The organism is Thermobifida halotolerans (assembly GCF_003574835.2).
GTDB lineage: Bacteria > Actinomycetota > Actinomycetes > Streptosporangiales > Streptosporangiaceae > Thermobifida > Thermobifida halotolerans.
This window is the reverse complement of sequence record NZ_CP063196.1, coordinates 4,066,502-4,093,035: the sequence shown is the minus strand read 5'-3', so window position 1 is coordinate 4,093,035 and position 26,534 is coordinate 4,066,502. Positions and strand designations below refer to the sequence as shown.

The window sequence follows — 26,534 nt, the reverse complement described above, 5'->3', positions numbered from 1 at the left end:
TTGCGCGGTGGACACGCGGTGGGAGGAGATCCACCACGGCTCTGTGCCCGGAGGGTGACCAGTGGGCAACAGAAAGTATCTTATCTTACTTTGTGTAGTTGTATGGCAATCCAGAGTGAATGGCCGGCGTTTGGGAGGACGTGTGGGGTCATTCGGTTCTGTCCACCGTGGGGGCACACACAGAGGAGAGGTATGTCCACACAGGAACACACCCCGCGTCCTTCCCCGAAACCGACCGCGACCTCCGAGGACGCCGGGAACGCGCCCCACACGTCGACGTGGGTCCCGCTGCGGGCACTGGTCCTGCGCCTGCACTTCTACGCCGGAATCCTGGTCGCACCGTTCGTCGTGGTCGCGGCGGTGACCGGGCTCCTCTACGCCTACACCCCGCAACTGGAGCAGTGGATGTACGCCGACCAGTTGCGCGTCGTGGACCGGGGGCAGCCGATCCCGGTGAGCATGCGGGTCGACGCCGCCGTGGCCGCCCATCCCGAGGGGACGCTCAGCGCGGTCCGCATCGGCGGTCCCGAGGACAGCACCCGGGTCCTGTTCGATGTCGACGGCCTGCCCGAAAGCGTACGCTCCGGCGTCTTCGTCGACCCCTACACCGGCGAGGTGCTCGGCACACTGGAGGTCTACGGCTCCAGCGGCGCGCTTCCGGTGCGCACCTGGATCAGTATGCTCCACCGCCACCTGCACCTGGGCGACGTCGGGCGCCTCTACAGCGAACTGGCCGCCAGTTGGCTGTGGGTGGTGGCGCTGGGCGGGGTCGTCCTGTGGGTGGGGCGCGGCCGCGCCGGAGCCCGGGTGCGCCGCGTCCTGCTCCCCGAGAAGGGCGCCGCCGGGCGGCGCCGGACGATGTCCTGGCACGGGTCCGTTGGCGTGTGGGTGCTGCTGGGGGTGCTCGCGTTCTCGGCCACCGGGCTGACCTGGTCCGCCTACGCCGGACAGCACATCGGCGACATCCGCCGGGCGATGGGCTGGCAGACCCCCTCGTTGAGCGCGGAGATCTTCGAGGAGGGGCACCACGGCGAGAGCGGGGAGGCCGCCGCGGGCGGACACGAACACCACCACCTCGCCGTGGGCGTGGACCAGGTGGTGGGCGAGGCGCGCGAGGCGGGGATCGACGGACCGGTCGAGGTGACCTACCCGGTCTCGGAGACCCAGGCCTACAAGGTCGCCGAGACCGGCCGGGAGTGGCCGGTCCAGCAGGACTCGGCCCTGGTCGACCCCATGACGGGCGAGGTGGTCGAGACCCTGCGCTTCGCCGACTACCCCCTCATGGCCAAGCTCACCACCTGGGGGATCGCCGCGCACATGGGGCTGCTGTTCGGGCTGCCCAACCAGTTGGCGCTGACCGTTCTGGTGCTGGCGCTCCTGACCCTGGTGGCGTGGGGGTACCGCATGTGGTGGCAGCGCCGCCCCACCGCGCGCGAGGGGTTCGCCATGGGGCGGCCGTTCCCCAGGGGAACCTGGCGCCGCCTGCCGCTGTGGGCGAAGATCGCCGTCGTCGCGGCGGCCGTCGGCCTGGGGTGGCTGATGCCGGTCTGGGCGGTCTCCCTGGCGGGCTTCCTCGTCGTCGACCTGTTCGTCGCGAGGAGCACCTGAGCCCGGGAGGGCCCCGGGGTCACAGCCACGGCGGCAGCTCCGGCAGGGCCGGGTCGTCGGAGCGGCCCAGCAGCCAGGCGAGCACCGCGGCGTCGCCGTGCCCCTCGGGCACGGCGACGCCCGGGGCGCGCTGGGGCAGGCGGTCCAGTTCCAGGGGGAGCACGAAGGCCACGAACTCCTCGGGCCAGTCCTCGGGACGGTAGCCGTAGCCCAGATCCACCCGGTGGATCTCGACCTCGCGCCACCGGGCCACCAGCGCCTGGTACGCGGGCCTCGGACCGGAACGGAACAGCAGGTCGTCGTCCCAGCGGTCGGCGGGAAACGCCTCGGCCGCGGTGACCAGTCGCCGCGACGCCGTGGCCACGTCGTCGAGCAGCACCTCCACCGGGCGGTGCGCGCCCCGCTCGATGTCGCCGGAGCGCTGCTCCTCGCCGCCCGGGTACTGGGCGACCAGTTCACCGGCCAGCGCCCGCTCCAGCATGGTCGACACGGCGTCGGCCTGCCGGGCCAGATGGGTCAGGACGTGGCCGCGGCTCCACCCCGGCAGCAGGGAGTCCTTCCGTGCCCACGCGTCGTCGGCGCGGAACCGGGAGAGATCGGTGACGAGCGCGTCCTGGGACGCCCTCACCCGGGGCAGGAACGTCTCGTGTGGCTGTGTCATGTCGTGTCCTCTTCCTGGTGGTGTACTGGGCCCAGGCCCCGGCGGGCCGGGCGCGCCGCCCCGGTCAGGAGGCGGGACGCCGCGGCGGGGTCCGGTCGGGTTCCTCCCCGACTCCCAGTTCCAGTCTGCGCCAGGCGGTGGCCCAGCGGCGGTACTCCGCGTCGTCTCCACCGCACGCGGTGATGAACGCCTCGACGAGGGGGAGCTTGGGCAGCCGCTTCTGACTCAGCGCGGTGTGGAACGAGGTCGCCGAGCACCGACCACCGCAGTTCTGCTGCATCTGGCGGTAGGAGGGACTGCCCGCCCAGCGGCGGAAGAGACGCATGGCCGCCACGAACTCCGCTGGAGTGGTGGCGGCCATGGGGTCGGGCCGGTTGTCGTGGCCGTCCAGGTCGGGCACGGCCCTGAGTCTCGGGGGCCGGTCCGGCTTCCCCTGCTGCCGGCCGTCCCGGTCGTGACGGCCGGTCTCGCCGTCCGTGTCGGGGACCAGCGGCACCTCGCCGTAGAGCACCCCGTCGGGGCCGCGGCGCACCCGCCGCGGGTGGGCGTCGGGAGCGATCCGGTAGACGGTCGGTGGCGCGGGCCTGCGCATCGAGGAGTTCGGACCGCTGGGGTTGAGAATGTCAGAGGTCATGCCCGCACCTCCCGGACTCCGGCGGACTCGCTGGTACTGGGGCAAACGATCACGGAGCCACCACTCCCTCGAAAAGCGAACGTGAACGGGCCGCCTGCCAGGACACGGCCCGGAAAGGACGGGCCGTCGCCGTGGGAGAAAAAAACGGTGAATCCCTTCACAAATCCATGAACCGTGGAAGAGAAGTTACCGGAACGGTCGTACGGTGCAATCCCCAGCACGGGGAATGAGCCCGCTGTGTCCGCTCCGGACGTCCGCCGGAGGACAGGGGGACCTCCCGGTCCAACGGGAGAGCGCCGACGTTTGTGCGCATCGGCGTCCGACCGTGCTCCAGCCGGTCCGGCCGTGTTCCGGAGCGTTCCGTGTCGTTCGCGAACTGTGGGCGGAGGGCGGACCGGCGGATGATGTCCCAGGGCAAGAAGCGGGAAGGCGGAACCTGTTACGGTTCGCCTCTTTGGTGTTTTCCGCATGGCTGTAACAGCCGAAAAAGCCTCCTGGCACCGCGGCGCGGCACCGAGACGGCCCCAGAACTTCGGGCGAGGCCCACGGAGTCTCCGGCGGCGCCACCGGTCGCGGTCCGGGGGACGCCCCGCACCGCGATCCGCCCTGCCGGGAACCGCACCCGAGGCCGGAATCCGTTTCCCCCGCTCCTCCGAAGCCCGAATAGGATTCCGGGAGAACTGCTCGGTTCCCGGACGGGCAACCGCCGACCCGCCAGACGGAGAGCGGACGCCCCAGAGAGGACACAGTCGCGATGGCTCTGATGACCGCGACTCCGGCACGCCTGCGGCGGCTGATGAACCTGTGGCCCACCTTTCGGTGCGCGGGCATCAGGGTGGTCCACATCGCCGACGACTGGAGCAGCGCCACGGTCCGTCTGAAACTGGGGGTGCTCAACCGCAACGCCTTCGGAACCGCGTTCGGCGGCTCGCTGTCGGCGATGACCGATCCGTTCTTCGCGCTCCTGGCACTCCACCAGTTGGGACGCGGTTACATCGTCTGGGACAAGGCCGCCGAGATTGAGTTCGTGTCTCCCGGGCGCGGCACACTCACCTCCACGATGACACTGCCGCCCGAGGAGGCCGAGCAGATCCGCGCCGCGACGAAGAACGGCGACAAGTTCCTGAAGTGGTACGACACGACCATCGTCGACGCCGACGGTCGGTTGGTGGCGAGGGTGCGCCGACAGGTCTACGTCCGCCGCAGGAAGCGGGCGGACGCCTGAGCCGGGCCTGTCGGCCGCTCAGTCGTCGATCGCCTGGTAGGCCGAGGTCCAGAAGTCGGAGAAGACCTTCGGGGAGTGGGGAGAGTCCATGCCCAGTTGGGTCAGCAGGACGCCCACCATGTCCTCCGCGGGGTCGGCGTAGGCGGCCGTGCCCCGACCGCCCTCCCAGCCGAACCGCCCCGGAGTCGCCTCCAGTCGGTCGCGGGTGAGGGTGACGGTGACCCCGAACCCCCACCCGGCGTTGTCGTCCAGGATCTCTCCCGCGCCCGCCCGCTGCTCCGGGGTGAGGTGGTTGGTGGTCATCAACTCCACCGAACGGCGGGACAGCACACGCTCGCCGCCGTGGCGGCCCCCGTTCAGCAGCATCCGCAGGAACGCCAGGTAGTCGCCGGCGGTGGAGAGGAGTCCGGCGCCACCCGACGCGAAGGCGGGCGGGCGGCTCCAGTCGTGGGGACTCCGCGCGACCACGGGCGCGCCGGTGCGCGGATCGGTCAGGTACAGGGGCGGCAGCCGGTCGGACTTCTCCGACGGCAGGTGGAAACCGGTGTCGCGCATGCCCAGTGGCTCGAAGATCCGCTCCCGCAGGAAGGACTCCAGAGGCCGGTCGACGGCACGCTCGACCAGCACCCCCAGAACGTCGAAACCGGTGTGGTACAGCCACCGCTCGCCGGGCTGGCAGACGAGCGGCAACTCTCCCAGCCGCCGCATGAACTCGTCGGGGGAGTGCGGGAAGGGGTCCGGTCCGGCCGCGATCCCGGCCTCGTGCACCGCCCGCTGGATCGGGCAGTCCTGCGGGTCGAGCACCAGCCCGAAACCGCACCGGAAGGTCAGCAGGTCGCGCAGGGTGATCGGCCGCCTCGCGGGAACGGTGTCCTCCAGCGGCCCGTCGACCCGCCGCAGGACCCTGCGGTGGGCCAGTTCGGGCAGGAGGGGGTCCACCGGGTCGTCCAACCGCAGACGGCACTCCTCCACCAGGACCATCGCGGCCACGGCGAGGACCGGCTTGGTCATCGACGCGATGCGGAAGATCGTGTCGCGGCGCATCGGAGTCCCGCCCCCGACCGCCATCGTGCCGATCGCGTCGACGTGCGTCTCACCCCGGCGGTGCACCAGAGTCACCAGACCGGGAAGCTCCCCCCGTGCGACATGGGCGGCCATGGCCTCGTGCATGCGGTCGAGTCGGGAAGGGGAGAATCCACCGGTTCCCACGGGCTGCTCCTCGTCGTGAACGCCAACTGCAGGTCGCCCACGTTACATTCCGCTGAGGACAGGCACCTCTTCGAGGTGTGAGTGTTCGCTTCTGCGGTGGGCGCGGGGGTTCTTTCCGGAGACCCCGGGGAGGGGTGGGGCATTCCCCCCCCGGCCGTCCGGGGCGGGCCGCCACGGGTTGGCGGCGCCTGGGCTCGGCGCCGGGGGCGCCTCGACCGGACACCGGCAGCCGGTGGTGGCCCGCTTCTGGAGGGTTCGGTGGAATGCCTCGACCTCGCCGGGAGTGGCGGCGGAACCGTGTCCGCCGCGGAATCCGGCCATCAAACCTCGATCTGGTTTCCGGACTCCGGATTCTCCGGACGGTCGGCACCTCGGCGCTTTTGTGCCCCGCGCGCCGCTGACCCGCTGTCGGCGGCCGGATATCCGACTGTCCACGCAGACCTCGGCCGTCCCGTTTCCGAAGCACCCGACGCAGGGACGCCGTCCGTGATGGGAGAGGTCAGGGCCGACCCGGGAGTGCCGCGGCCGGGAGGAGCGAACCATCCGAGACCAATTCGCGACATACCCGAAGTTCGTTTTCCGGTTTCCGGGGCAGGCGTTACCGCGGCTCCCCCTTCGGAGCCTTCTCCCCCGGCCGTGACAGGACCAGACGAATACGCCTGGAGCGGCACAGGACCCCGGCAGGTGCGGCAACACCTCCGGGGCGCGGACCCCGACCTGCTCAACCAGGTGGAGACATGGCAGAGAGTACCGATCATCCCCGGCACCGGAAGCCCGAACCGGAAAGATTCCTCGCGAGGGCGTGGCAGTTGTTGGACAACGCGGCGGAACGGACGCGCCAGGTCGTTCTCGAATTCCGACCGCCGCCGTTCCGGACGGGCACGGACACCCGACCGCCGCGTCGGCAGCACACCAAGCCCCTGCGGCGGCCCCCCGCGCCGGAACGTCCCGGGTACGACCGGAAGCGCGACTCGCAGCCTCCCGTTCCCCCCCACCACCGTCCCGGCAAGGTGGGAGGGGACAACGGCGCGCAGGTCACGGCAGCGGTGGAGCGCCAGCTCGCCTCGGCGGTGCGTCAGTGGATCGCGGTCCACGGAGACACCCCCCAGGAGGCCGGGCGCGTTCGTCCGGCGGGGCGACCGGAATCCGACTACCGGGGACGCCACCGCAGATCCGGGTCGCACGCCGTCGCGCGGCCCGACCGGTCGGACGCCCCTCCGGTGGACGACCCCGATCCCTCCCTGCTGGTTCGGCCCTATCTGAAGGTCGTCGAACGCAATTCCTGAGGAAGGCGGGGACGGCGGCGGGACCGCCCGTCCGGCCGCCGTCCCGCCGCGCGAGTCCTGACGCCCGGCGACGGTTGGGGTGCTCCTGACAGGGCAGCGGCCGGATACCGAGGAACCGGGGGAAGCCATGTTCGTTTTCTTCAGCAGCCGACTCGGCTGTCTGCTCTCGCTCGCGGTCTCGATCGGCGGGACGCTTCTGCTGTTGCTGATCCTCAGTTCCTGCGGCTGAGCGGCCCGGCGGCCGTTCCCGCCCGCACCGACGCCCCGGCGGTCCCTCCACCCGCCCGCGGGCCGCCCCGGGGCTGTCCTTCCCCCGGACGACCGGGTGGAGTCCTGGCCGCGGTTCTGATGAGAACGGCATTCGTCGACGTAGCCGGAGCAGCGATTCCGAAGGGCAGGAACATCTCACGATGTTCCGCCGCGCGGCCGACCGCGGTCCACACGGGCGGACCCGCGTCGTCCGTGCGGAGTACGGGACGTTCGCGGACCGCTGGCTTCGACCGGTTCGGCACGGAGCGGAGGGACGGCCCGTCGTCCACCGTCCCAGTGCTACGAGGTCACGGATTCTCCGGCGGCACACCGCGCCTTGGCGGCAGACGCGGCACGCGCCGCTGCACCTGACCGCTCCGTCCACAGAAAGTGGAGCCGAGGGCACACGAGGTTCGTGGCCACCATCGGCGAGGAGCGCCCCGCCCCCAGGAGCGGACCGACCGCGGCCACTGAGCCCGGCGGAGTGCGGTGGCCGGGGCGGGACTCCCGGACCGTTCCGGCCACCGGCCACGGTCGGCAAACGACGTTTCCGTCCGTCAGGCACCTTCGGCGGGTGTGAGCGGGCACGGAAAACAGGCGACAATTATGTTGTTCCAGGTGCTGGAGGGCCGACGATTCTCCTCCCATGTTTGATCCCCACCCCTGGGGGATGAAGGGGGAGTATCGGCCGGTGCGGCCAATTGTTTTCCGGTTCCCTCAGGAGAGATTCATGGCGCAGAAAGTTCAGGTGCTTCTCGTTGACGATCTCGACGGCGGTGAGGCCGAGGAGACGGTCTCGTTCGCACTCGACGGCACTTCCTACGAGATCGACCTCAGCAGTCCCAACGCCAAGCGGTTGCGTGAGGAACTCGCCCCGTTCGTCGAAGCCGCCCGCAGGATTCCGACCAGGCGCGGCGCGTCCCGGGGCAAGCAGCGGACCGTGCTCAGCCGCGAGAGGAGCGCGCAGATCCGGGCGTGGGCGCAGGAACAGGGCAAGTCGATCAGTGAACGCGGTCGTATCCCGAAGTCCATCGTGGAGGAATACGAGGCGGCCCACGGGTGAGCGGTACATCTTACCCGAGGCGAAGGGGGCGGAATACTCCGTCCCCTTTACTGCTGTTTTGTGGTTTATTTCAGGTGGTTCGCACCGGCCGCGGAACCGCTCCGTTTCTTCCGTGACGGGGGGAAGCGTCCTCGGCGCGTGAGGCCGGTGCGCCTGTCCAGCTCTTCCCGAGCGCGGTTCCGGCCATTCCCGACCGGTCTTCCGGGGGGCTGTCGGGGCCGACCGCTCACCGATCCGCCTCGGCGCAACGGCCCGGGCGGATCGGCGAAGTGCGTCCCCACCACCATCAGCGCGCGGCCGGGACACCGGGTGCGCAAGGCGCCCAGGATGCGCGGGGACAGCCCGTTGGCCGCCGAACCGAGGCCGACGCGCAGCACCCCGTCGATTCCGCGGGCACCGTGAGGGCGGTTCCCGGAGGCCCGTTCCGGCGCACACGGTCTCCCCGAGGAGCGGGAGAACGCGGGGACCGCGGCGGGCGGCCTCCCCGCCTGCGGTGGAGGCGGGGAGGCCGGTGGTCGGTCGTGGGGCGGGTAGTGGGGCGTCCGTGAGTACCTCCACCGAACAGGAACAGCAGCGGTCTCTGCGGACGTGGCGCGATTCGGAGGGCGCCGAGGCCCTGGCCCGTCGACTGGACAGGCCGATGGGGGCGCTGGGACTGGTGTTCGTGCTCGTCGTCCTCGGTCAGGCGCTGGCCACCGAACCCCTGATAGTCACCGTGCTGACGTGGCTGGGCTGGCTGCTGTGGCTGGTCTTCGTCGCGGAGTTCGCCCTGCGCGCCTACCTCGCACCTGACCGGCGCCGCTTCTGGGCACGCAACTGGTGGCAGGTCCTCTTCCTCGTCCTGCCGTTCCTGCGGTTCGCCCGCGCCCTCACGCTACTGCGGACGGCACGGCTCGGCGGGGTGGTGTCGGCGGCGGTGCGGGGCTCCCGTTCGGCCGGGCGGCTGCTGTCCGGGCGCATCGCCTGGCTGGCCGCGGTGACCGGAATCGTGCTGCTGAGTTCCAGTCAGCTGCTGTACCTCACGGGCTCCTACACCGACTACGGCACCGCACTGCACGACGCGGCGCTCGCCACCGTCAACGGGGAACCGCTGACCGCCGACGACGGTTTCGCCCAGGTCCTGGAGGTGCTGCTCGCCGTGTACTCGGTGGTCGTCTTCGCCTCCCTCGCCGCGGCGTTCGGCGCCTTCTTCCTCAACCAGGACAATGCGGACGACGCGCCGAGGACCGCCCCGGCAGACTCACCGGCCCGTCCGCCCGGCCCCGGACCGGACTGAACGCCCCGAAGGCATTCCACGCAGAAGCCCCTGCCCGGCAGGGCACCGATCCGGCACCCGGCGGCGTTTCTCCGGAGGAGACGGGTAGGGGCAGCGGCATGCTAGACAGCCTGCTCCTGGTTCCGGGCAGCCAACTGCTGCTCGTGCTCGTGTCCACGATCGGAATCTTCGTCACCGTCATCACCTACACGCGTATCGCCGGGCTGCGCAGCTTCTCCACGATGTCGAGCTTCGACTTCGCCATGACCGTCGCCGTCGGCTCGCTCATGGCGACCGTCGCGGTGGCCCAGGTCTCCCTGGTGGAGGGGATGACCGCGCTGGCCGTGCTGTACCTGACGCAGGTCGCCGTCGCCCTGCTGCGCCGCTTCTCCCCCTTCAAGAGCGCCGTCGACAACACGCCCCTGCTGCTCATGGTCGACGGAACGATGCTCCGGGAGAACATGAGGAAGGCGCGCGTCACCCGGGACGACATCGTGTCGAAGCTGCGCAGCGCCAACGTCAGGGACATGGAGTCGGTCCGCGCGGTCGTGTTGGAGACGACCGGCGACATCAGCGTGCTGCACGGGCCGGGGCAGCCCGACCGCGACCTCTTCGGGGACGTGCGGGACGGGCACCGGATCGGCGGACCCGACGCGTGACCCCGGCCACGGTTCCTCCCCGCCGGGAACGCGCGGGCTACTCGCGGTGCCGCCGCGTACCGACGGACGCCGCGTGGTGTCGGGGAAGTACGGAACCCGGAAGCCACCATGGAGCGGACACGGCCGCCCCGCGGACGGGACGGCCTGGTCCAGCCGCAGGATCACCCCGGATACACCACGTCAACGGACTTGAACACTCCGGTGGGACATGGCACGATCACGCAGGTGACCAGCAGACCCGCCGCGGCGCAGCGCCTGCGCGACCTCGCGCGACTGCGCCGCGTCCGCGATCGGATCGACCGGGAGTACGCGCAGCCGCTGGATGTCGAGGCGCTCGCCCGCGGGGAGCACATGTCGGCCGGGCACCTCAGCCGCCAGTTCCGACTCGCCTACGGCGAGTCGCCGTACGCCTACCTGATGACGCGGCGCATCGAGCGGGCGATGGCGCTGCTGCGCCGCGGCGACCTCAGCGTCACCGAGGTCTGCTTCGCGGTCGGCTGCTCGTCGCTGGGCACCTTCAGCAGCCGCTTCACCGAGCTGGTCGGGGTGCCGCCCAGCGTCTACCGGCGCCAGGCGGCGCACGCGACAGCGGGGATACCGTCCTGCGTGGCGAAACAGGCGACCAGACCGATCAGGAATCGAGAAGCGCCGACCCCCGGGCCGCGCCTAGCGTGACTGCCATGGACATCACCATTCACGCGAGTTTCCTCCCGCACAACGACCCGGACGCCTCCCTGGCCTTCTACCGCGACACCCTCGGCTTCGAGGTCCGCAACGACGTCGGATACGGCGGGATGCGCTGGATCACGGTCGGCCCCGTCGGCCAGCCCGGCACGTCCATCGTCCTGCACCCGCCGTTCGCCGACCCCGGCATCACCGAGGACGAGCGCCGCACCATCACCGAGATGATGGCCAAGGGCACCTACGCCATCATCCTGTTTGCCACCCCCGACCTCGACGGCACCTTCGAGAAGCTGCAGGCCAGCGCCGAGGTCGTCCAGGAGCCGACCGAGCAGCCGTACGGCGTCCGCGACTGCGCCTTCCGCGATCCCGCGGGCAACCTGGTCCGCATCCAGGAGCTGCGCTGAGCCGCCCCGTGGACCGTACAGACGGCACCGTGGAGGAGCCCGCGCGCGACGCCGGCGGCCTGACGGACACCGTCACCGGCCCCGACGGCAATGTCCCCGAGCTGATTCAGGACCGATGAGTGCCGCCCCCCGCTCCCGCGCTCAGCGCCGCCGCGACACCGAGCACCGGCTCACCCGTGACATCGATGTCTGGGTGGCCAGTGCCTCGGCGGACGGTGCGCCGTACCTGGTGCCGCTGTCCTTCGACTGGGACGGCGAGACACTGCTGCTGTCCACGCCGACGGACAGCCCGACCGGCAGGAACCTGGCGGCCCACCGGACTGTTCGGCTGGGGCTGGGCCACACCCGCGACGTGTCCATGATCGAGGGCGAAGTCGAGGTCCTCGAGATCGACGCGCTGCCGCGGGAGCGGGGCGACCGGTTCGCCGCGCGCACCGGCTTCGACCCGCGTGCGCTGGCCACGCCGTACCGCTGGTTCCGCGTCTCCCCGCGCCGCGTCCAGGCGTGGCGCGAGGTGAACGAGATGCCCGGCCGCGAGCTGATGCGCGACGGCCGCTGGCTGGTCTGACGTCTCGGCCGACACCGCCGACCAGGCGGACAACGGACCGTTGCCGCGACCACGCCGACGAGAGCACGGAAGTGTCCCCGGGGACTGGTTGGATCGAGCCAGGCGACACCTGACGGAGACCGCACAGGCGGCCCCGCGCGACAGATGGAGACACGATGAGCATGGCCACGAGGACGGACACGCGGCCGTCTACGCCGCACGTTGCCGACAGCCACGATCTGATCCGCGTGCAGGGCGCGCGCGAGAACAACCTCAAGGGCGTCAGTGTCGAGATCCCGAAGCGCAGGCTGACGGTGTTCACCGGCGTCTCCGGCTCGGGTAAGAGCTCGCTGGTGTTCGGCACGATCGCCGCGGAGTCGCAGCGGCTGATCAACGAGACCTACAGCGCCTTCGTGCAGGGCTTCATGCCCACGCTGGCGCGGCCGGAGGTCGACGTACTGGACGGGCTGACCACCGCGATCATCGTCGACCAGGAGCGGATGGGCGCCAACGTCCGCTCCACGGTCGGCACCGCCACCGACGCCAACGCGATGCTGCGCATCCTCTTCAGCCGACTCGGTCAGCCGCACATCGGCTCGCCCCAGGCGTTCTCCTTCAACGTCGCCTCGGTCCGGGCGAGCGGTGCGATCACCGTCGAGCGCGGCGCCGGCAAGGGCAAGACCAAGAAAGCGACGTACACCCTCCTCGGCGGAATGTGCCCGCGCTGCGAGGGCACGGGCAGCGTGACCGACATCGACCTGACCCAGCTCTACGACGACAGCAAGTCGCTCAACGAGGGGCCGTTCACCATCCCCGGCTACAACGCCGACGGCTGGTATGTGCGTCTCTTCGCGGAGTCGGGCTTCTTCGACCCGGACAAGCCGATCCGGGACTACACCAGGAAGGAGCTGGACGACCTCCTGTACCGCGAGCCGACCAAGGTGAAGATCGACCGCACCAACCTGACCTACGAGGGGCTGATCCCGCGGATCCAGAAGTCGTTCCTGTCCAAGGACAGGGAGGCGCTGCAACCGCACATCCGGGCGTTCGTGGACCGGGCCGTCACCTTCACCGCCTGCCCCGAGTGCGACGGCACCCGGCTCAACGAGGCGGCCCGGTCGTCGAAGATCAAGGGGATCAGCATCGCCGATGCCTGCGCGATGCAGGTCAGCGACCTGGCGGAATGGGTCCGCGACCTCGGCGAGCCGTCGGTGGCGCCGCTGCTCACCACGCTGCGGCAGACCCTCGACTCGTTCGTGGAGATCGGGCTGGGCTACCTCTCGCTCGACCGGCCGGCGGGCACGCTGTCGGGCGGCGAGGCGCAGCGCGTCAAGATGATCCGCCACCTCGGCTCGGCGCTCACCGACGTCACCTACGTCTTCGACGAGCCCACCGCGGGCCTGCACCCCCATGACATCCAGCGGATGAACAACCTGCTGCTGCGGCTGCGGGACAAGGGAAACACGGTGCTCGTGGTGGAGCACAAGCCGGAGACGATCGCGATCGCCGACCACGTCGTCGACCTCGGCCCAGGCGCCGGTACGGCGGGCGGCACCGTCTGCTTCGAGGGCCCCGTCGAGGAGCTGCGGGCCAGCGGCACCCTCACCGGCCGCCATCTCGACGACCGGGCCGCCCTCAAGGACACGGTGCGCAAGCCCACCGGCACGCTGGAGATCCGCGGCGCGAACACGCACAACCTGCGCGACGTCGACGTCGACATCCCGCTCGGGGTGCTTGTCGTCGTCACCGGTGTCGCGGGCTCGGGCAAGAGCTCTCTGGTGCACGGGTCAGTCCCCGCCGGCGCGGGCGTGGTGTCGGTCGACCAGGGTGCGATCAAGGGCTCGCGGCGGAGCAACCCGGCAACGTACACCGGACTGCTCGACCCGATCCGCAAGGCGTTCGCGAAGGCCAACGGCGTGAAACCGGCACTGTTCAGCCCCAACTCCGAGGGCGCCTGCCCCAACTGCAACGGCGCCGGCGTCATCTACACCGACCTGGCGATGATGGCCGGTGTCGCCACCACCTGCGAGGAGTGCGAGGGGAAGCGGTTCCAGGCGGCGGTCCTGGACTACCGCCTCGGCGGCCGCGACATCAGCGAGGTGCTCGCGATGTCGGTGACCGAGGCCGGGGAGTTCTTCGGCGCCGGCGAGGCGCGCACGCCGGCCGCGCACGCCATCCTCAACCGGCTCGCCGACGTCGGGCTCGGCTACCTCAGCCTCGGCCAGCCGCTCACCACGCTGTCCGGCGGCGAGCGGCAGCGGCTCAAGCTGGCCACCCACATGGCAGACAAGGGCGGCGTCTACGTCCTCGACGAGCCGACCACCGGCCTCCACCTCGCCGACGTCGAACAGTTGCTCGGCCTGCTCGACCGGCTCGTCGACTCCGGCAAGTCGGTCATCGTCATCGAGCACCACCAGGCGGTCATGGCGCACGCCGACTGGATCATCGATCTCGGCCCCGGCGCCGGCCACGACGGCGGCCGGATCGTCTTCGAGGGCACCCCCGCCGACCTCGTCGCCGCCCGCTCCACCCTCACCGGCGAGCACCTCGCGGCCTACGTCGGCACCTGACCGAGGCCCTCGCGGACACGGTGGGACGGGTTGTCTCCGCTGTCGCGACCCGTCCCACCCGGACCGCGGTGGACACGTTCGCCGCATCGCGGTGTGTCGCCTGCTTCCGACCCGGTCGCCCGTGCTTGCTCGAGCGGCCTGTCGTATTTCTCGCGGCGGTGCCCGGAACGCCCGCACGGAAGCACCCCCGACGCGGATACCGACCAGATGGTATGTAAGACTGGCGTGGCACGCCCGGGCTTTCCGCCGCCCCGGCACGGCGAGTGCGGCCGCGTCGCGGCGGCCGACCAGGACAAGGAGCCACCATGGCAGTCGACCCCGCAGGAGCCGATCTCGCACGCATGCTGGACGAGGACCCGGGCGGCCCCGTCATCATGCTCAACCTGCTGCGGTTCACCCCGGACGGCCGCTCCTCGTACGCGGAGTACACACGGCGGGCAGGGGAGTTTCTGAAGCGGTACGGAGCCGAGGTGCTCTACGCCGGGGACGGTGCGACACCCCTGGTCGCCGAGGAGGGGCAGGCCTGGGACGCGGTGCTGCTCGTGCGCTACCCAAGCCGGGAGGCGTTCGGCCGCATGGTCGCCGACCCCGGGTACCAGCAGATCACCGGCCTGCGCACCCGTGCCCTGACCGAGGCCGTGCTCCAGCCGACCGTCCCCTGGACCTCCCGCCGCGACTCCTGACACCGGCCGCACCCGCCGCCGCACGGCCGGAACAGAAGACGCAGCAGAGCGGGGTGGACGTCGCGGAGATCCGGCGAACGCGGGGAAGCGGCCCAGCGCCGTCACGGCCACGCCGTGCACCATGCGCTGGGCCAGCAGCACGTCGTCGGGGGTGGGGTAGGCGTCCACGAGTCCGGCCCGGCGGACGCGGCGCAACGGGTCCTCGACCAGCGCCCGCAGTCGCCGGTCGCCGTCGTGGTCGGGGACGCTGCGGCGGGCGTCCATCCCATCTCGACAAACGCGGTCTCCTCGACGGTGGGGTCCGGCAGCCTGCGCCACAGCCGTGCGAAGGCGCCCGGGTCCGGTTCGGCGGCGAGGGCCTCCAGTCCGGCGAAGTTCTCCTCGAACACGGCGAGGGCGAGGTGCGGACGGCTGGGAAAGCACCGGTACAGAGCAGCCCGGTCGCACACCGGCCTCGCGCGACCACGCTGAGCGGCACGTGGTAGCCGCGGTCGGCGAGCAGGTGGCGGTCCGCGCCCAGGATCGCGTTCCGGTCGCGCACCGCGACCCGTGGTCGTACTCCGAGTGGACGGGGTCGAACACCGGATCGGTGATCAGGCGCAGTCCGCCGACCTCCAGCGGGACGGTCGCGGCGCCGACGTGGGTGACGGTGCCCACACCGCTGTGACGACAGCGCGTCGAGCAGCGGCAGGAGTCGGGTGGCGCCGTGCCGGTCAGCGTGGGCGCGAGCGGGATGCCGTGGTGGGCCGGAGAGCCGCGCGGTGAGGCGTCGAGGCCAGTGATCGGGGCCGACGGCCGCCACGCGGCGTGGGACCGTGCTGTGCGGCTGCGACCGAGCCGCCGCACCTCTGCCACCGGCACGAGTCGGAACCGTACTGTAACGGCCTCCGGCGATCGATAACTCGCAGATGTTCCGGATGAAACAGGTCGGAAACGGGCGCCCGGTCCACTGGTCTCCGTCGTCAATGGAGTGCAGGAGGCGATCGTGCCTGAAGTGTTGTTCCGCGTGCGCTGGCCGGACGACTCGGTCCACCGCTGCTACTCCCCCTCGACCGTGGTCGAGGACGTCTTCCGCGCTGGCGGCTCCTACTCCGTGGCCGAGTTCGTCACGTTGAGCAGAAAGGCGCTGACCGCCGCCTCGGAGCGGGTGCGCGAGATCTACGGATTCGGATGCGCGCAGACGGTGGTGCAGATGGCGGACATCGAGAGCAAGGCCGCCGAGTTCGCCGACCAGGAGGCGAGCGTCGTGGTGGAGGGATTCGAGCGGTGAAGACGGACCTGGAGGGGGTGCACCGCTCGGTGGTGGTCGTGGGCGGCGGGCAGGCCGGGCTGTCCACGAGCTACCACCTGTGCCGGGCGGGCATCGACCACGTCGTGCTGGAGCGGGACCGCCCGGGGAGCGAATGGCGGAACCGGCGCTGGGACTCGTTCTGCCTGGTCACCCCGAACTGGCAGTGCCGACTGCCCGGTTTCCCCTACCGGGGCGCCGATCCCGACGGGTTCATGGTCCGCGACGAGATCGTGCGCTACATCGAGGACTACGCGGAGTCCTTCGACGTCCCGCTCGTCCAGGGAGTGACCGCGACCCGGTTGCGGCTCGCCGAGGGAGGCGGGTTCCGGATAGCCACCACGCACGGAGAGCTGACCGCGGACCAGGTCGTGCTGGCGACCGGACCGTACCAGGTGCCGCTCAAGCCGCGGCTCGCCGAGCGGATGCCCGCGGACGTGGTGCAACTGCACTCCTCCGAATACCGCAACGCCGCGGAACTGCCGCCGGGCGAGGTACTCGTCGTCGGCACCGGCCAGTCCGGCTGCCAGATCGCGGAGGACCTCCATCTGGCGGGGCGGCGGGTGCATCTCGCGGTGGGCAGCGCGCCGCGGGTCGCGCGGTTCTACCGGGGGCGTGACGTGGTCGCCTGGCTGGAGGACATGGGGTACTACCGGCGGAGCATCGACGAGTTCGAGGACGCCGACGCGGTGCGGTTCCGGGCCAACCACTATGTCACCGGTCGCGACGGCGGCCGAGACATCGATCTGCGGGCGTTCGCCCGCGGCGGGATGCGGCTGTACGGCAGGCTCACCGACATCCGCGACGGGGTGCTGCGCTTCGCACCCGATCTGAAGCAGAACCTCGATCATGCCGACGCGGTGTCGGAGGGAATCAAGGACGCGATCGACGCCCACATCCGTGCCAGCGGGGTGGACGCCCCCATCGAGGCTCGCTACGTGCCGGTGTGGGAACCGGGCGCGGAACCGTCCGAACTGGACGTCAACACGTCACAGATCACCTCGGTGGTGTGGTGCACCGGGTTCGGCCGGGACTACCGCTGGATCGACGTCCCCGTCTTCGACGGGCGGGGGTATCCCGCACACGAGCGCGGCGTCACCAGCTGCCCGGGCCTGTACTTCATCGGGCTGCCCTGGCAGCACACCTGGGGCTCCGGCCGGTTCTGCGGGGTGGCCGACGACGCCGCGTATCTCGCGTCGTGCATCGCGTCGGCGCGGCGCGACGGGGCCGCCAGCGAGGTGCCGTGGATCGCGGGGACGCCGGAGAGCACCTTTCCCAGCGACGAGTACTGGACGGCGACCCGCACCGTGGCCTGAAGCGGTCCAACCTTCCTGAAGTCATGAAACGCCGCTTTTTTCCTGAGGACATGATTCGGAAATGATCGACCGGTGGAATTGGTGCCATGGCTGACCGAGGCGTTCACGACGCGCACCGGCATATCGGTGTGATGCCCGCGTACCCCTTTTACGGGGGTCCCGCGGTGCGGCCCGACATCAGCGCCCGGGCGACGATCGACGAACTCATCTCGGATCTGGACGCCGAGGGTACCGAGCGGGCGCTCGTCATTCCCAATTACGGTGTTCCTGATCCGGATATCGCCTTCTCCTTCAACGAATTGTGCGTGGAGGCGGCGGGCCGCGACGACCGGATCCGGGCCGGGCTGTGGGTCTCCCCGCTGGCGCGCGACGCGGAGCGGACCGCGGCCGCGCTGGCCCTGGCGGGGGAACCGGGCGTGCGGGCGCTCAAGCTCAGCTTCCTGCTCGGCGGCCGACCGGACGATCCGGCGTGCCGTGCCGGCCTGGACCGGATCTTCGCGGTGGCCCGCGAGCACGGGCTCGTGGTCCATGTGCACACCTCGCCCGGCGCGGCTTCGGATATCGACGAGGTCGGGAACCTCGTCGACACCTACGGCGACGACGTGGCGGTGCACCTGGTGCATTTCGGTGGCGGCATGAGCGGTCACATCAAGCTGGTCTCGCACCGGTTCTTCGACTGGATCGAGGCCGGTAAGCGGGTTTACACCGACCTTTCGTGGTCGATCGGTTTCGCGCCTCGCTGGCTGGCCCAGGAGATCGACCGGCGCGGGATCGGGCACGACCGGATCCTGTTCGCCAGCGACCAGCCCTGGGGAGACCACGAGGGCGAGTACGCGCGGCTGCGCGCCGCCACGGGTGGCGGTGAACTCGCGGACCTCGTTTTCCGCGGCACTTTCGAAAAGCTCTACGGATAGCACCGTGGTGAGAAGAGTATCCACCGAACAAAAGGAGAGCACGTGTCCGAGTTGACCGAAACCGAGAAGCAGAGCCTTGAGGAGATCCCGCACCCTTCGCTGCCGGAAGGGTCCAGCATCTACGGCGGGACGAAGGTCTTTCCCGACTACCAGGCCGAGCCCGGTCAGTCGTACTTCACCCTCGTCCACGGCATCGCGCACGAGTCGTCGGTGAGTTTCGTGGCGATCTTGCAGGCGACCCGCGCGCTGCGCAAGGGGTTCGAGTCCGCGATCTACTTCTACGGACCCGGCGCGATGAACTGCATGGCGACCCGTGGATTCCCGACCACCGGAAATTCCGCGTTTCCCGGTGAGCACAACATCAACGACCAGCTGAAGACCTTCATCAAGGAGGGCGGCAAGGTGTACTGCTGCCGCTTCGGTCTCTCGCTGCACGGACTCCGGGAGGAGGACCTGATCCAGGGTGTCATTCCGACGCACCCGCTCGACGTGCAGGACGCCCTGATCCACTACGCCCGCAAGGGTGCGATCATCAACTCCACCTACATGTGGTAACCGCCGCGGACCAGTCCGTGTCCGTGGGCTGCCGTCCGTCCGGGCGGCTTGCCGACATCGCCGGTTCCGCGCGGGCCGCCATCGTCATCGCCACGGTACCGGGTGCCACGGGAGTTCCCCGTACGGGAACCGTCACGTTCTCCGTGGCACTCGGTCCGACAGGAGGCCCGGTCCCCAACCGATCGGCAACCTCGCTGTCGCGGTGGCGACCGTGCCGCTGTTCTGGTGGGAGTTCCCCGACGGAAGCCGGTGCTGTCGCCGGTCCCGGTCGTCCGGCTGACCGCCTTCCTGTCCGTCGCGGTGACCCCACGTACGACCGGATGCCGGGCAAAGGTGCTCGGTGTGATCTCACCCCCGCCCCGCTGTACGTCTTCCCGACCCCGGCCGTGCCGCCCGCGCTGGGCAAGTCGATCCCACAACGCAGGGAGGCCCGAGTGTCAGTGCGCGGGGTGGGCGCGGCGGCGCGCTCGTCCCGCGCGCCGTTTTCTTCCGAAGTATCCACATAGCACGGCTAATACAGCCGTAGTCCGGATGTCATGGCGAGGAAACGGACCCCGTATTGACTCGATTCCGACGGGGCCGGAGCTTTCAGGGAGTGTCGTGCGCGTTGACGTAGATGAGCAGACGGCGGAGAAGCTCGCGGCGAGGGTCGATCTCGCCGTGCGGGGCGTGCGGGTGGACACGCCGGTGCGACGGAGCAAGGGCGCCGGGCCGAGTGATGACGGACACCTGGTGGTCGACGGTGCCAACGCGGCGCTGCCGTTGAACCCGGAGAGCCCCTACACGGTCCGGGACGGGCGGGTGTTCGACGGCGCCATCGATCTCGGCCTGTCGGTGGAACCCGTCGCGCGGCCACGGTTCTACGATCTGACGACCGCGGACGGCGTGCCGTACCGGAAGATCGCCCTGCTGCACGGCCGGGACGTGCTCGCCACCACGGTGGTGCAGACCTGCGTCCGGTACGGGGAGGACCAGCGCTGCCGGTTCTGCACCATCGAGGAGTCGTTGCGATCCGGCTCGACGGTCGCGGCGAAGACCCCGGCGCAACTGGCCGAGGTCGCCGAGGCCGCGGTGCGGCTGGACGGCGTCCGGCAGATGGTGATGACCACCGGCACCACCGCTGGGCCGGATCGCGGTGCGCGGCACCTCGTGCGGTGTGTGCGGGCGGTGCTGGAGGCGGTACCCGGCCTGCCGGTCCAGGTCCAGATCGAGCCGCCCGGCGACCTCGCGGTGCTGGCCGAGCTACGGGAGGCGGGAGCGACCTCGATCGGCATCCACGTCGAGTCACTGGACGACGAGGTGCGCAGACGGTGGATGCCGGGCAAGTCGACCGTGCCGTTGGGCGAGTACGAGGCCGCGTGGGACGAGGCGGTGCGCGTGTTCGGCCGTAACCGGGTCTCGACCTACCTCCTGATCGGTCTCGGCGAGGATCCCGACGAGCTGGTGGACGGCGCGGCACGGCTGATCGAGCGCGGGGTGTACCCGTTCGTCGTGCCGATGCGGCCGATGCTGGGCACGCTGGCCCGCCGCGACGGTGCCAAGGCCCCCGAGCCGGCGCTGGTCCGCGACGTCACCGAGCGGGTGGCCGCCCTGCTGCGCGGGGCCGGGATGAGGGGTGCCGACCAGGGAGCCGGATGCGCGGCGTGCGGGGCCTGCGGTGCCCTGAGCGCGGCGGGGGCGTGACCATGATGGACGTCCTCGCGGTCTTGGGCGACCAGGCCAGCATCGCGCGGCAGCCGGCCTTCCGCATCGAGCGGGCCGAGGACGCGGCGACGGTCGCGGCCTACCGCGCCCTGCGGACCGAGGTGTTCGTGCACGAGCAGGGCCTGTTCACCGGGCACGACCTCGACGCGCACGACGACGACCCCCGGACGATCGTGCTGGTCGCCCGTGACCGTGAGGGCGCGGTCCTCGGCGGGGTCCGGCTGGGACCCGCCGACGCGGGACCGGACCTGGGCTGGTGGCTCGGCGGGCGGCTGGTGGTCGCCCCGTCGAGCCGCGGGCGGATCGGCCCCGCACTGGTCCGGGCGGCGTGCGCGCATGCCGAGAACGCCGGCGTGCTGCGGTTCGAGGCCACGGTGCAGGCCCGCAACGAGCGCCTGTTCCGCCGGCTCGGCTGGGACGCCGTGCGCCCGGTGACCGTGGCCGACCGCCCGCACGTGCTGATGCGGTGGCCGATCGGCCGGATCGCCGCGCTGGCGAAGACCACCAAGAGCGATCTCGGGCCGCTGCTGACCGGGTTGACCGGTGTCCCGGGCTTCGTGGGTGACGACGGCGTTCCGGTGCCGGGCAGCGATGTGGTGGCGGCGTGCGACGCGATCGTTCCGTCGATGGTGGAGCGCGATCCGGACTGGGCGGGCTGGTGCTCGGTGCTGGTCAACGTCAACGACCTCGCCGCGATGGGCGCCGCCCCGGTGGGCCTGCTCGACGCGCTGGGGGCGAGGGACCGGTCGTTCGCCTCCCGCGTGCTGGCCGGCCTGCGGCGGGCGAGCCAGGCGTACGACGTGCCCGTGCTCGGCGGGCACACGCAGCTCGGGGTACCCGCCGCACTGTCGGTCACCGCGCTCGGCCGCACCGCCCGGCCGGTTCCGGGCGGCGGAGGGAAAGCCGGGCACCGGGTGCGGCTCACCGCCGACCTCGCCGGGCGTTGGCGGCCCGGACACGCGGGCAGGCAGTGGGATTCCACCACCTCGCGGCGGACCCCCGAGTTACGGGCGATGCTGGCCTCCGTCGCGGCGGCCCGGCCCGCCGCCGCCAAGGACGTGTCGATGGCGGGCATCGTCGGCACCCTGGGAATGCTCGCCGAGGCCAGCGGTTGCGGGGCGGTGCTGGACGTCGCCGACGTGCCGCGGCCGGCCGGGGCGACGGTCGGGGACTGGCTCACCTGCTTCCCGGGGTTCGCGATGCTCACCGCGGACGCACCCGGCGGCGAGCCGTTGCCGGCCGGACCAGCGGTGAGCGCCCAGTGCGGGGAGCTGGTGACCGGCAGCGGCGTGATGCTGCGCTGGCCGGATGGAGAGCGGACCCGGGTGATCGAGTCCGGTGTGACGGGATTGGGGATTTCTTGAGTAGCCTGCGCATGGCGGCGGTGGCCGCGCCGTTCGACCGCGATCTGGAGGCCGATTTCGCGCGGATCTCCTCCCTGATCGACCAGGCACGCGCGAGTGGGGTCCGGCTGCTCGCCCTGCCCGAAGCGTGCCTCGGCGGGTACCTGGCGAACCTCGACGGGGGCGCGGCCGGTCCGCCGGCGCTGGCGTTGGACGGTCCCGAGATCCGCCGGCTCGCCGCGCTGGCCGGCGACATGGTGGTGACCGCGGGATACTGCGAGGACGCCGGTGACCGCCTGTACAACAGCGTGGTCTGCGTCCACGGCGACGGCGTGCTCGGCAACCACCGCAAGGTGCACCAGCCGCTGTCCGAGGACGCCACCTACTGGGCGGGCAACGAGTTCGCCGCCTTCGACACGCCGGTCGGCCGACTCGGCATGATGATCTGCTACGACAAGGCCTTCCCCGAGGCGGCGCGGTCCCTGGCACTGGACGGCGCCGAGATCGTGGTGTGTGTGTCGGCCTGGCCCGGTAGCCGGACCAACGCCGCGGCGGACCTCACGCAGGACCGGTGGAAGCGCCGCTTCGACCTGTTCGACCGGGCGCGCGCACTGGAGAACCAGATCGTGTGGCTGTCGGCGAACCAGTCCGGTACCTTCGGCGACCTGCGGTTCGTGGCCAGCGCCAAGGTGGTCGACCCGGGCGGCGAGATCGTCTCCGACACCGGGGTCCGCGAGGGCCTCGCGGTCGCCGAGTTCGACGTGCGGCAGGCGCTGGAGACGGCTCGGCGGTCCATGAGCCACCTGCGGGACCGGCGACCCGAGGCCTACGAAGACCTCGCCGCGACGAGGTGCTGACCGTATGGGTGTGACACGCATCGGGGCGGTGGCCGCGCACTTCGGCCGCGACCTCGATTTCGACCTGCAGCGCATCGCCACGCTCATCGAGCACGCCCGTGGTTCCGGGGTCTCCCTGCTGGTGCTGCCGGACGCCGCGCTCGGCGGCTACCTGGCCGACCTGCGACATCCCGACCCGGAGGTGCTGCCGCCCGCGCTCGAGCGGGACAGCCCCCGCCTCAAGCAGATCGCGGCGCTGGCGGCGGAGATGGTCGTGTGCGTCGGATACTGCGAAGCGGCGGGGGGCGACCGGTACAACGCCGCGGTGTGCGTGACCGGGGACGGGATTCTCGGGCATCACCGGAAGGTGCACCAGCCACCGGGTGAGGTCGCCGCGTACTCCGCGGGGGACACCTTCGCCGCCTTCGACACCCCGGTCGGCCGGGTCGGCATGCTCATCGACTACGACAAGACCTTCCCCGAGTCGGCACGCAGCCTCGCCCTGGACGGCGCGGAGATCGTGGCCTGCCTGTCGGCGTGGCCGACGAGCATCACCAACCGCGCGCCCCGGATGGCGCAGGACCGGCAGTCCCGCCTCTTCGATCTCTACGACCAGGCGCGGGCCGCCGAAAACCAGGTGGTGCTGGCCTCGTCGAACCAGACCGGTGCGATGGGCGGGATGCGCTTCCTCGGCCAGGCCAAGGTGGTCGGGCCGGGCGGGGACATCCTGGCCCGCACCTGGAGCAAGGCCGGAATCGCGGTCGCCGAGGTCGACGTGGCCATGGCGATCGCCAACGCCCGGCGCGTGCATGACCACCTCCGTGAACGCAAGGTGGCCGCCTACCGGAGAACCCTGTGAGGATCGCGCTGCTGAGCTACTCGACCAGGCCACGCGGTGGAGTCGTGCACACCCTCGCGCTCGCCGAGGCGCTGGCCGCGGCTGGCCAGGAGGTCACCGTGTGGGCCCTGGGACGGGGTGGCGACAGCGGTTTCTTCCGGCCGGTCGACCCCAGGGTCCGGCTGCGGATCGTGCCGTTCCCCGACCGCGAGGGCGAAGGCGTCGGCCCGCGCATCCTGCGCTCGATCGAGACGCTGCGCGCCGCGTTCGAACCGGCCGACCACGACATCGTGCACGCCCAGGACTGCATCAGCGCCAACGCGGCGCAACGGTGCGTCCGGACGGTGCACCACGTCGACCACTTCACCACCCCGGAGTTGGCTGCCTGCCACGAGCGGGCCATCGTGCGCCCGTTCGCCCATGTCTGCGTGTCCGCGGCGGTGGCGGAAGAACTCCGGCAGGGCTGGGGAATCGAGGCCGCCGTCATTCCCAACGGCGTCGACGCGCGCCGGTTCGCGCTCGCCGCCGAGGACCGAGCCGCCACGCGGCGGTGGCGCTCGGAGCTGGGCCGCTACGTGCTCACCGTCGGCGGCATCGAGCCGCGCAAGGGCACGCTGGACCTGCTCGAGGCCTACGCTCTCCTGCGCGGGTCCGTGCCCGGTGTGCGGCTCGTGATCGCCGGTGGGGAGACCCTGTTCGACTACCGCGACTACCGCACCCGTTTCGACAAGCGCGCCGCCGAGTTGGGCGTCGAGCCGGTGGTGCTCGGCGCGGTGGACCATGGCGACCTTCCGTCTCTGGTGGCCGCCGCGAGCGTGTTCGCCTTCCCCTCGACGAAGGAGGGATTCGGGCTGGCCGCGATGGAGGCCCTCGCCGCTGGCGTGCCGCTGGTCACCCGTGAACTTCCCGTGCTGCGCGAGGTTTTCGGGGGTGCCGCCCGATTCGCCGCCGATCCCGCCGGGTTCGCGGTCCAGATGCGGGCCGCGCTCGAGGACCCGGAGTCCCTGCGAGCGGCGGGGCGAACCCTCGCGGCCAGCTACAGCTGGGAGAGGGCGGCCGTCAGCCACCTGGACCTCTACCGCCGCCTGATCGACAGGAGCTGAGGCGGCGGATCCAGCGGGCCTGGGTGTGGGGTCTGCGCACCGTCGGCGCCGCCACCCAGCACCGCGTCCGCGCCACCCTGCGCAGCGCACTCAACACCGCACTGCGCCGCCCCGACCTGCCCCTGTCCCTCAACCCCGCCGTCCACGTGCACCTGCCGAGCGCGCCCCGCACCCGGCCCCTGGTCTGGACCCCCGAACGCGTTGCCCAGTGGAAATGGAGCGGTCGGGTGCTCTGCCAGGTCATGGTCTGGACGCCCGAGCAGACCCGCGCCTTCCTGCGCCGCGCCAGAGGCCACCGCCTCTACGCGCTGTTCCACCTGATCGCGATGAAGGGACTGCGCCGCGGCGAGGCCGTGGGCCTGCCCTGGACCGAAACCCACCTGGCCGAAGGCACCATCGACATCCGCATCCAGATCGTGCAACTGGGCTGGGAGACGATCACCACCACTCCCAAGAGCCTGGCCGGGCAGCGCACCGTCACCCTCGACGACGGCACCACCAGAGTCCTGCGCGCCTGGCGCAGACAGCAGGCCGCCGAACGGCTCAGAGCCGGAGCCGACTGGCAGGACTCAGGCCTGGTGTTCACCGACGAACAGGGCCAAGCGCTGCATCCGGCGTGGGTGACCGACCAGTTCCACCGCATCGCCTCCTGGGAGGGCCTGCCCCCGATCGGGCTGCACGGGCTACGCCACGGCGCAGCCTCGATGATGCTCGCCGCCGGAGTCGACGTGAAGGTGGTCTCCGCTGAGCTGGGGCACGCCACCACCCACTTCACCCAGGACACCTACCAGCACGTCTACCCCGACGTCGCCAAAGCCGCCGCAGCAGCCACCGCAGCCCTCCTCGACCCCGCTGAGTGATGGTGTTTTCTGTACCTACGAGTAGGGTGAGAGGCGCGGCCGGGGTCTGGTATTGAGCCGGAATCTGTTGGTTCCTGTGGTGTTACAGGTACATGAGCGATGACGGTGACCTGCGGGTGGACATGCGCAGACTCGCACCCGCCCAACAGGAAGCACTGCGGATGCGGGTGATGGGCGCGGTCAACGACGGCATGGGCCCGGCCGAAGCCGTGCGCGTCTTCGGCGTCAGCCCCGACTCGATCCGCAACTGGCGCCGCCGCCAAGAAGCAGACCGGGCCCAAGGCCTGCGCTCGGGCAGGCCGGGCCGAAAACCCGGTGAGCACACCAAGCTCACCCCTGCCCAGGAACAGGCCCTGGCCCAGGCGCTCCTGGAGTACGAGCCCCAAGAGTTGGGGTTGGGCGGCACCCTGTGGACCGCTGTCAAGGTCGCCGCTTTGGTCCAACAGCTGTTCGGCACCACCTTCACCGACCGGGGCATACGCAAGATCCTGCGCCGTTGGGGCTGACCTTCCAACGCCCGGACCGGCGCGCGTTCGAAACCGACCCCGGGGCCCAGCAGGAGTGGACCGGGCGCACCTGGCCCGCTCTACGCGAGCGGGCCCGCGCCCACGGGGAGCGGGTGGTGTTCGCCGACCAGGTCGGGGTGCGCTCAGACCACCCGGCGGGTCGCACCTGGGGTCTGCGAGGGCACACCCCGACCACGGCCGGGACCGGCAACCGGTTCGGTGTCAACGCGATGAGCGCGATCAGCCCCACCGGCAAGCTGTACTTCACCGTGTTCGAGGACTCCTTCACCGCCCAGGTGTTCCTCGGCTTCCTGGATCGGTTGGTGGGGCACGTCAGCACCAAGGTGCACCTGGTCGTGGACCAGCACTCGGTCCACGGGTCCCGGGCGGTGCGGGAGTGGGTCCACGATCATGCCGAGCGGATCGAGCCGCACTTCCTACCACCGTATTCGCCCCATCTGAACCCTGACGAGCTGGTCAACGCCGATCTGAAGCGGTACCTGGCCGATGAGGTCATGACCGATCGCCACCGTA

The 26,534-nt window shown here is 71.0% G+C and carries 26 protein-coding genes and 2 pseudogenes; 24 read left to right on the top strand and 4 right to left on the bottom strand.

Annotation, left to right across the window (positions count from 1 at the left end; translation table 11 throughout):
- The first annotated feature begins 192 nt into the window (after positions 1-192).
- Complete coding sequence (locus NI17_RS18265; protein ID WP_068691091.1) at positions 193-1,608, top strand: PepSY-associated TM helix domain-containing protein; 1,416 nt, start codon at positions 193-195, stop codon at positions 1,606-1,608.
- Between the two features lie 19 nt (positions 1,609-1,627).
- On the opposite strand, the gene NI17_RS18260 is transcribed toward NI17_RS18265, so the two are convergent.
- The gene (locus NI17_RS18260; protein WP_068691089.1) at positions 1,628-2,269 is read right to left on the bottom strand and encodes a maleylpyruvate isomerase N-terminal domain-containing protein; all 642 of its coding nucleotides are present in this window, start codon (positions 2,267-2,269) and stop codon (positions 1,628-1,630) included.
- Positions 2,270-2,333: 64 nt separating this feature from the next.
- Complete coding sequence (locus tag NI17_RS18255; protein WP_068691087.1) at positions 2,334-2,903, bottom strand: hypothetical protein; 570 nt, start codon at positions 2,901-2,903, stop codon at positions 2,334-2,336.
- A gap of 754 nt (positions 2,904-3,657) precedes the next feature.
- Here NI17_RS18255 and NI17_RS18250 point away from each other — a divergent pair.
- On the top strand, positions 3,658-4,128 hold the full coding sequence (locus NI17_RS18250) for a DUF4442 domain-containing protein (protein WP_084012588.1): 471 nt from the start codon (positions 3,658-3,660) through the stop codon (positions 4,126-4,128).
- An 18-nt stretch (positions 4,129-4,146) separates the two neighbouring features.
- Here the strand turns inward: NI17_RS18250 and NI17_RS18245 are convergent, their stop codons facing one another.
- Positions 4,147-5,337: a serine hydrolase domain-containing protein gene (locus NI17_RS18245; protein ID WP_234401905.1), complete on the bottom strand. Its 1,191-nt coding sequence runs from the start codon at positions 5,335-5,337 to the stop codon at positions 4,147-4,149.
- Positions 5,338-6,074: 737 nt separating this feature from the next.
- On the opposite strand from NI17_RS18245, the gene NI17_RS18240 reads away from it, so the two are divergent.
- From NI17_RS18240 to NI17_RS18200, 9 genes are all read left to right on the top strand, one after another.
- The gene (locus tag NI17_RS18240) at positions 6,075-6,623 is read left to right on the top strand and encodes a hypothetical protein (RefSeq protein ID WP_199860032.1); all 549 of its coding nucleotides are present in this window, start codon (positions 6,075-6,077) and stop codon (positions 6,621-6,623) included.
- A gap of 979 nt (positions 6,624-7,602) precedes the next feature.
- Complete coding sequence (locus tag NI17_RS18235; RefSeq protein WP_068691083.1) at positions 7,603-7,935, top strand: histone-like nucleoid-structuring protein Lsr2; 333 nt, start codon at positions 7,603-7,605, stop codon at positions 7,933-7,935.
- 544 nt (positions 7,936-8,479) lie between these two features.
- Positions 8,480-9,211: a hypothetical protein gene (locus NI17_RS18230; protein ID WP_211329485.1), complete on the top strand. Its 732-nt coding sequence runs from the start codon at positions 8,480-8,482 to the stop codon at positions 9,209-9,211.
- Positions 9,212-9,309: 98 nt separating this feature from the next.
- Positions 9,310-9,849, top strand: coding sequence for a DUF421 domain-containing protein (locus NI17_RS18225; protein WP_068691078.1), 540 nt, complete (start codon positions 9,310-9,312; stop codon positions 9,847-9,849).
- A 225-nt stretch (positions 9,850-10,074) separates the two neighbouring features.
- Positions 10,075-10,524, top strand: a complete 450-nt coding sequence (locus NI17_RS18220; protein WP_068691337.1) for a helix-turn-helix transcriptional regulator — start codon at positions 10,075-10,077, stop codon at positions 10,522-10,524.
- A gap of 5 nt (positions 10,525-10,529) precedes the next feature.
- Positions 10,530-10,937 carry a VOC family protein gene (locus NI17_RS18215; RefSeq protein WP_068691339.1) on the top strand — a complete coding sequence of 136 codons (408 nt, stop codon included), beginning with the start codon at positions 10,530-10,532 and terminating at the stop codon, positions 10,935-10,937.
- 115 nt (positions 10,938-11,052) lie between these two features.
- Positions 11,053-11,505, top strand: coding sequence for a pyridoxamine 5'-phosphate oxidase family protein (locus NI17_RS18210; RefSeq protein ID WP_068691076.1), 453 nt, complete (start codon positions 11,053-11,055; stop codon positions 11,503-11,505).
- A 155-nt stretch (positions 11,506-11,660) separates the two neighbouring features.
- A complete protein-coding gene (locus NI17_RS18205) occupies positions 11,661-14,054 on the top strand; it encodes an ATP-binding cassette domain-containing protein (protein ID WP_119268078.1) in 2,394 nt (797 codons plus the stop codon).
- Between the two features lie 305 nt (positions 14,055-14,359).
- Positions 14,360-14,737, top strand: coding sequence for a DUF1330 domain-containing protein (locus NI17_RS18200; RefSeq protein WP_068691074.1), 378 nt, complete (start codon positions 14,360-14,362; stop codon positions 14,735-14,737).
- A 101-nt stretch (positions 14,738-14,838) separates the two neighbouring features.
- Here the strand turns inward: NI17_RS18200 and NI17_RS18195 are convergent, their stop codons facing one another.
- Positions 14,839-15,186, bottom strand: a complete 348-nt coding sequence (locus tag NI17_RS18195; protein ID WP_068691070.1) for a hypothetical protein — start codon at positions 15,184-15,186, stop codon at positions 14,839-14,841.
- A 29-nt stretch (positions 15,187-15,215) separates the two neighbouring features.
- Between NI17_RS18195 and NI17_RS18190 the strand changes: the two genes are divergently transcribed.
- The 13 genes and pseudogenes from NI17_RS18190 to NI17_RS24740 all read left to right on the top strand — a co-directional run.
- On the top strand, positions 15,216-15,404 hold the full coding sequence (locus NI17_RS18190; RefSeq protein ID WP_068691068.1) for a hypothetical protein: 189 nt from the start codon (positions 15,216-15,218) through the stop codon (positions 15,402-15,404).
- A 318-nt stretch (positions 15,405-15,722) separates the two neighbouring features.
- Positions 15,723-16,007 (top strand): MSMEG_0570 family nitrogen starvation response protein, encoded by a 285-nt coding sequence (locus tag NI17_RS18185; protein WP_068691065.1) that lies wholly within the window; start codon positions 15,723-15,725, stop codon positions 16,005-16,007.
- On the top strand, positions 16,004-17,341 hold the full coding sequence (locus NI17_RS18180) for an MSMEG_0569 family flavin-dependent oxidoreductase (protein WP_234401904.1): 1,338 nt from the start codon (positions 16,004-16,006) through the stop codon (positions 17,339-17,341). The genes NI17_RS18185 and NI17_RS18180 overlap by 4 nt, the downstream gene beginning before the upstream one ends.
- Before the next feature lie 86 nt (positions 17,342-17,427).
- Complete coding sequence (locus tag NI17_RS18175) at positions 17,428-18,255, top strand: amidohydrolase family protein (protein WP_068691063.1); 828 nt, start codon at positions 17,428-17,430, stop codon at positions 18,253-18,255.
- A gap of 42 nt (positions 18,256-18,297) precedes the next feature.
- On the top strand, positions 18,298-18,810 hold the full coding sequence (locus NI17_RS18170; protein ID WP_068691061.1) for an MSMEG_0572/Sll0783 family nitrogen starvation response protein: 513 nt from the start codon (positions 18,298-18,300) through the stop codon (positions 18,808-18,810).
- A 600-nt stretch (positions 18,811-19,410) separates the two neighbouring features.
- Positions 19,411-20,493 carry an MSMEG_0568 family radical SAM protein gene (locus NI17_RS18165; RefSeq protein ID WP_068691059.1) on the top strand — a complete coding sequence of 361 codons (1,083 nt, stop codon included), beginning with the start codon at positions 19,411-19,413 and terminating at the stop codon, positions 20,491-20,493.
- A 2-nt stretch (positions 20,494-20,495) separates the two neighbouring features.
- Positions 20,496-21,878: an MSMEG_0567/sll0787 family protein gene (locus NI17_RS18160; protein WP_119268081.1), complete on the top strand. Its 1,383-nt coding sequence runs from the start codon at positions 20,496-20,498 to the stop codon at positions 21,876-21,878.
- Positions 21,875-22,714 carry a carbon-nitrogen hydrolase family protein gene (locus NI17_RS18155; RefSeq protein WP_068691056.1) on the top strand — a complete coding sequence of 280 codons (840 nt, stop codon included), beginning with the start codon at positions 21,875-21,877 and terminating at the stop codon, positions 22,712-22,714. The genes NI17_RS18160 and NI17_RS18155 overlap by 4 nt, the downstream gene beginning before the upstream one ends.
- A 4-nt stretch (positions 22,715-22,718) precedes the next feature.
- Positions 22,719-23,552 carry a carbon-nitrogen hydrolase family protein gene (locus NI17_RS18150; protein WP_068691054.1) on the top strand — a complete coding sequence of 278 codons (834 nt, stop codon included), beginning with the start codon at positions 22,719-22,721 and terminating at the stop codon, positions 23,550-23,552.
- Positions 23,549-24,634, top strand: coding sequence for an MSMEG_0565 family glycosyltransferase (locus NI17_RS18145; RefSeq protein WP_068691052.1), 1,086 nt, complete (start codon positions 23,549-23,551; stop codon positions 24,632-24,634). The genes NI17_RS18150 and NI17_RS18145 overlap by 4 nt, the downstream gene beginning before the upstream one ends.
- Before the next feature lie 14 nt (positions 24,635-24,648).
- Positions 24,649-25,494 (top strand): annotated as a pseudogene (locus tag NI17_RS18140) (tyrosine-type recombinase/integrase); the annotation flags it as partial.
- A 92-nt stretch (positions 25,495-25,586) separates the two neighbouring features.
- The gene (locus tag NI17_RS18135; RefSeq protein WP_068691047.1) at positions 25,587-26,000 is read left to right on the top strand and encodes a helix-turn-helix domain-containing protein; all 414 of its coding nucleotides are present in this window, start codon (positions 25,587-25,589) and stop codon (positions 25,998-26,000) included.
- Positions 25,904-26,509 (top strand): annotated as a pseudogene (locus NI17_RS24740) (IS630 family transposase); the annotation flags it as partial. The gene NI17_RS18135 and the pseudogene NI17_RS24740, both read left to right, overlap by 97 nt.
- Positions 26,510-26,534: the final 25 nt, after the last annotated feature.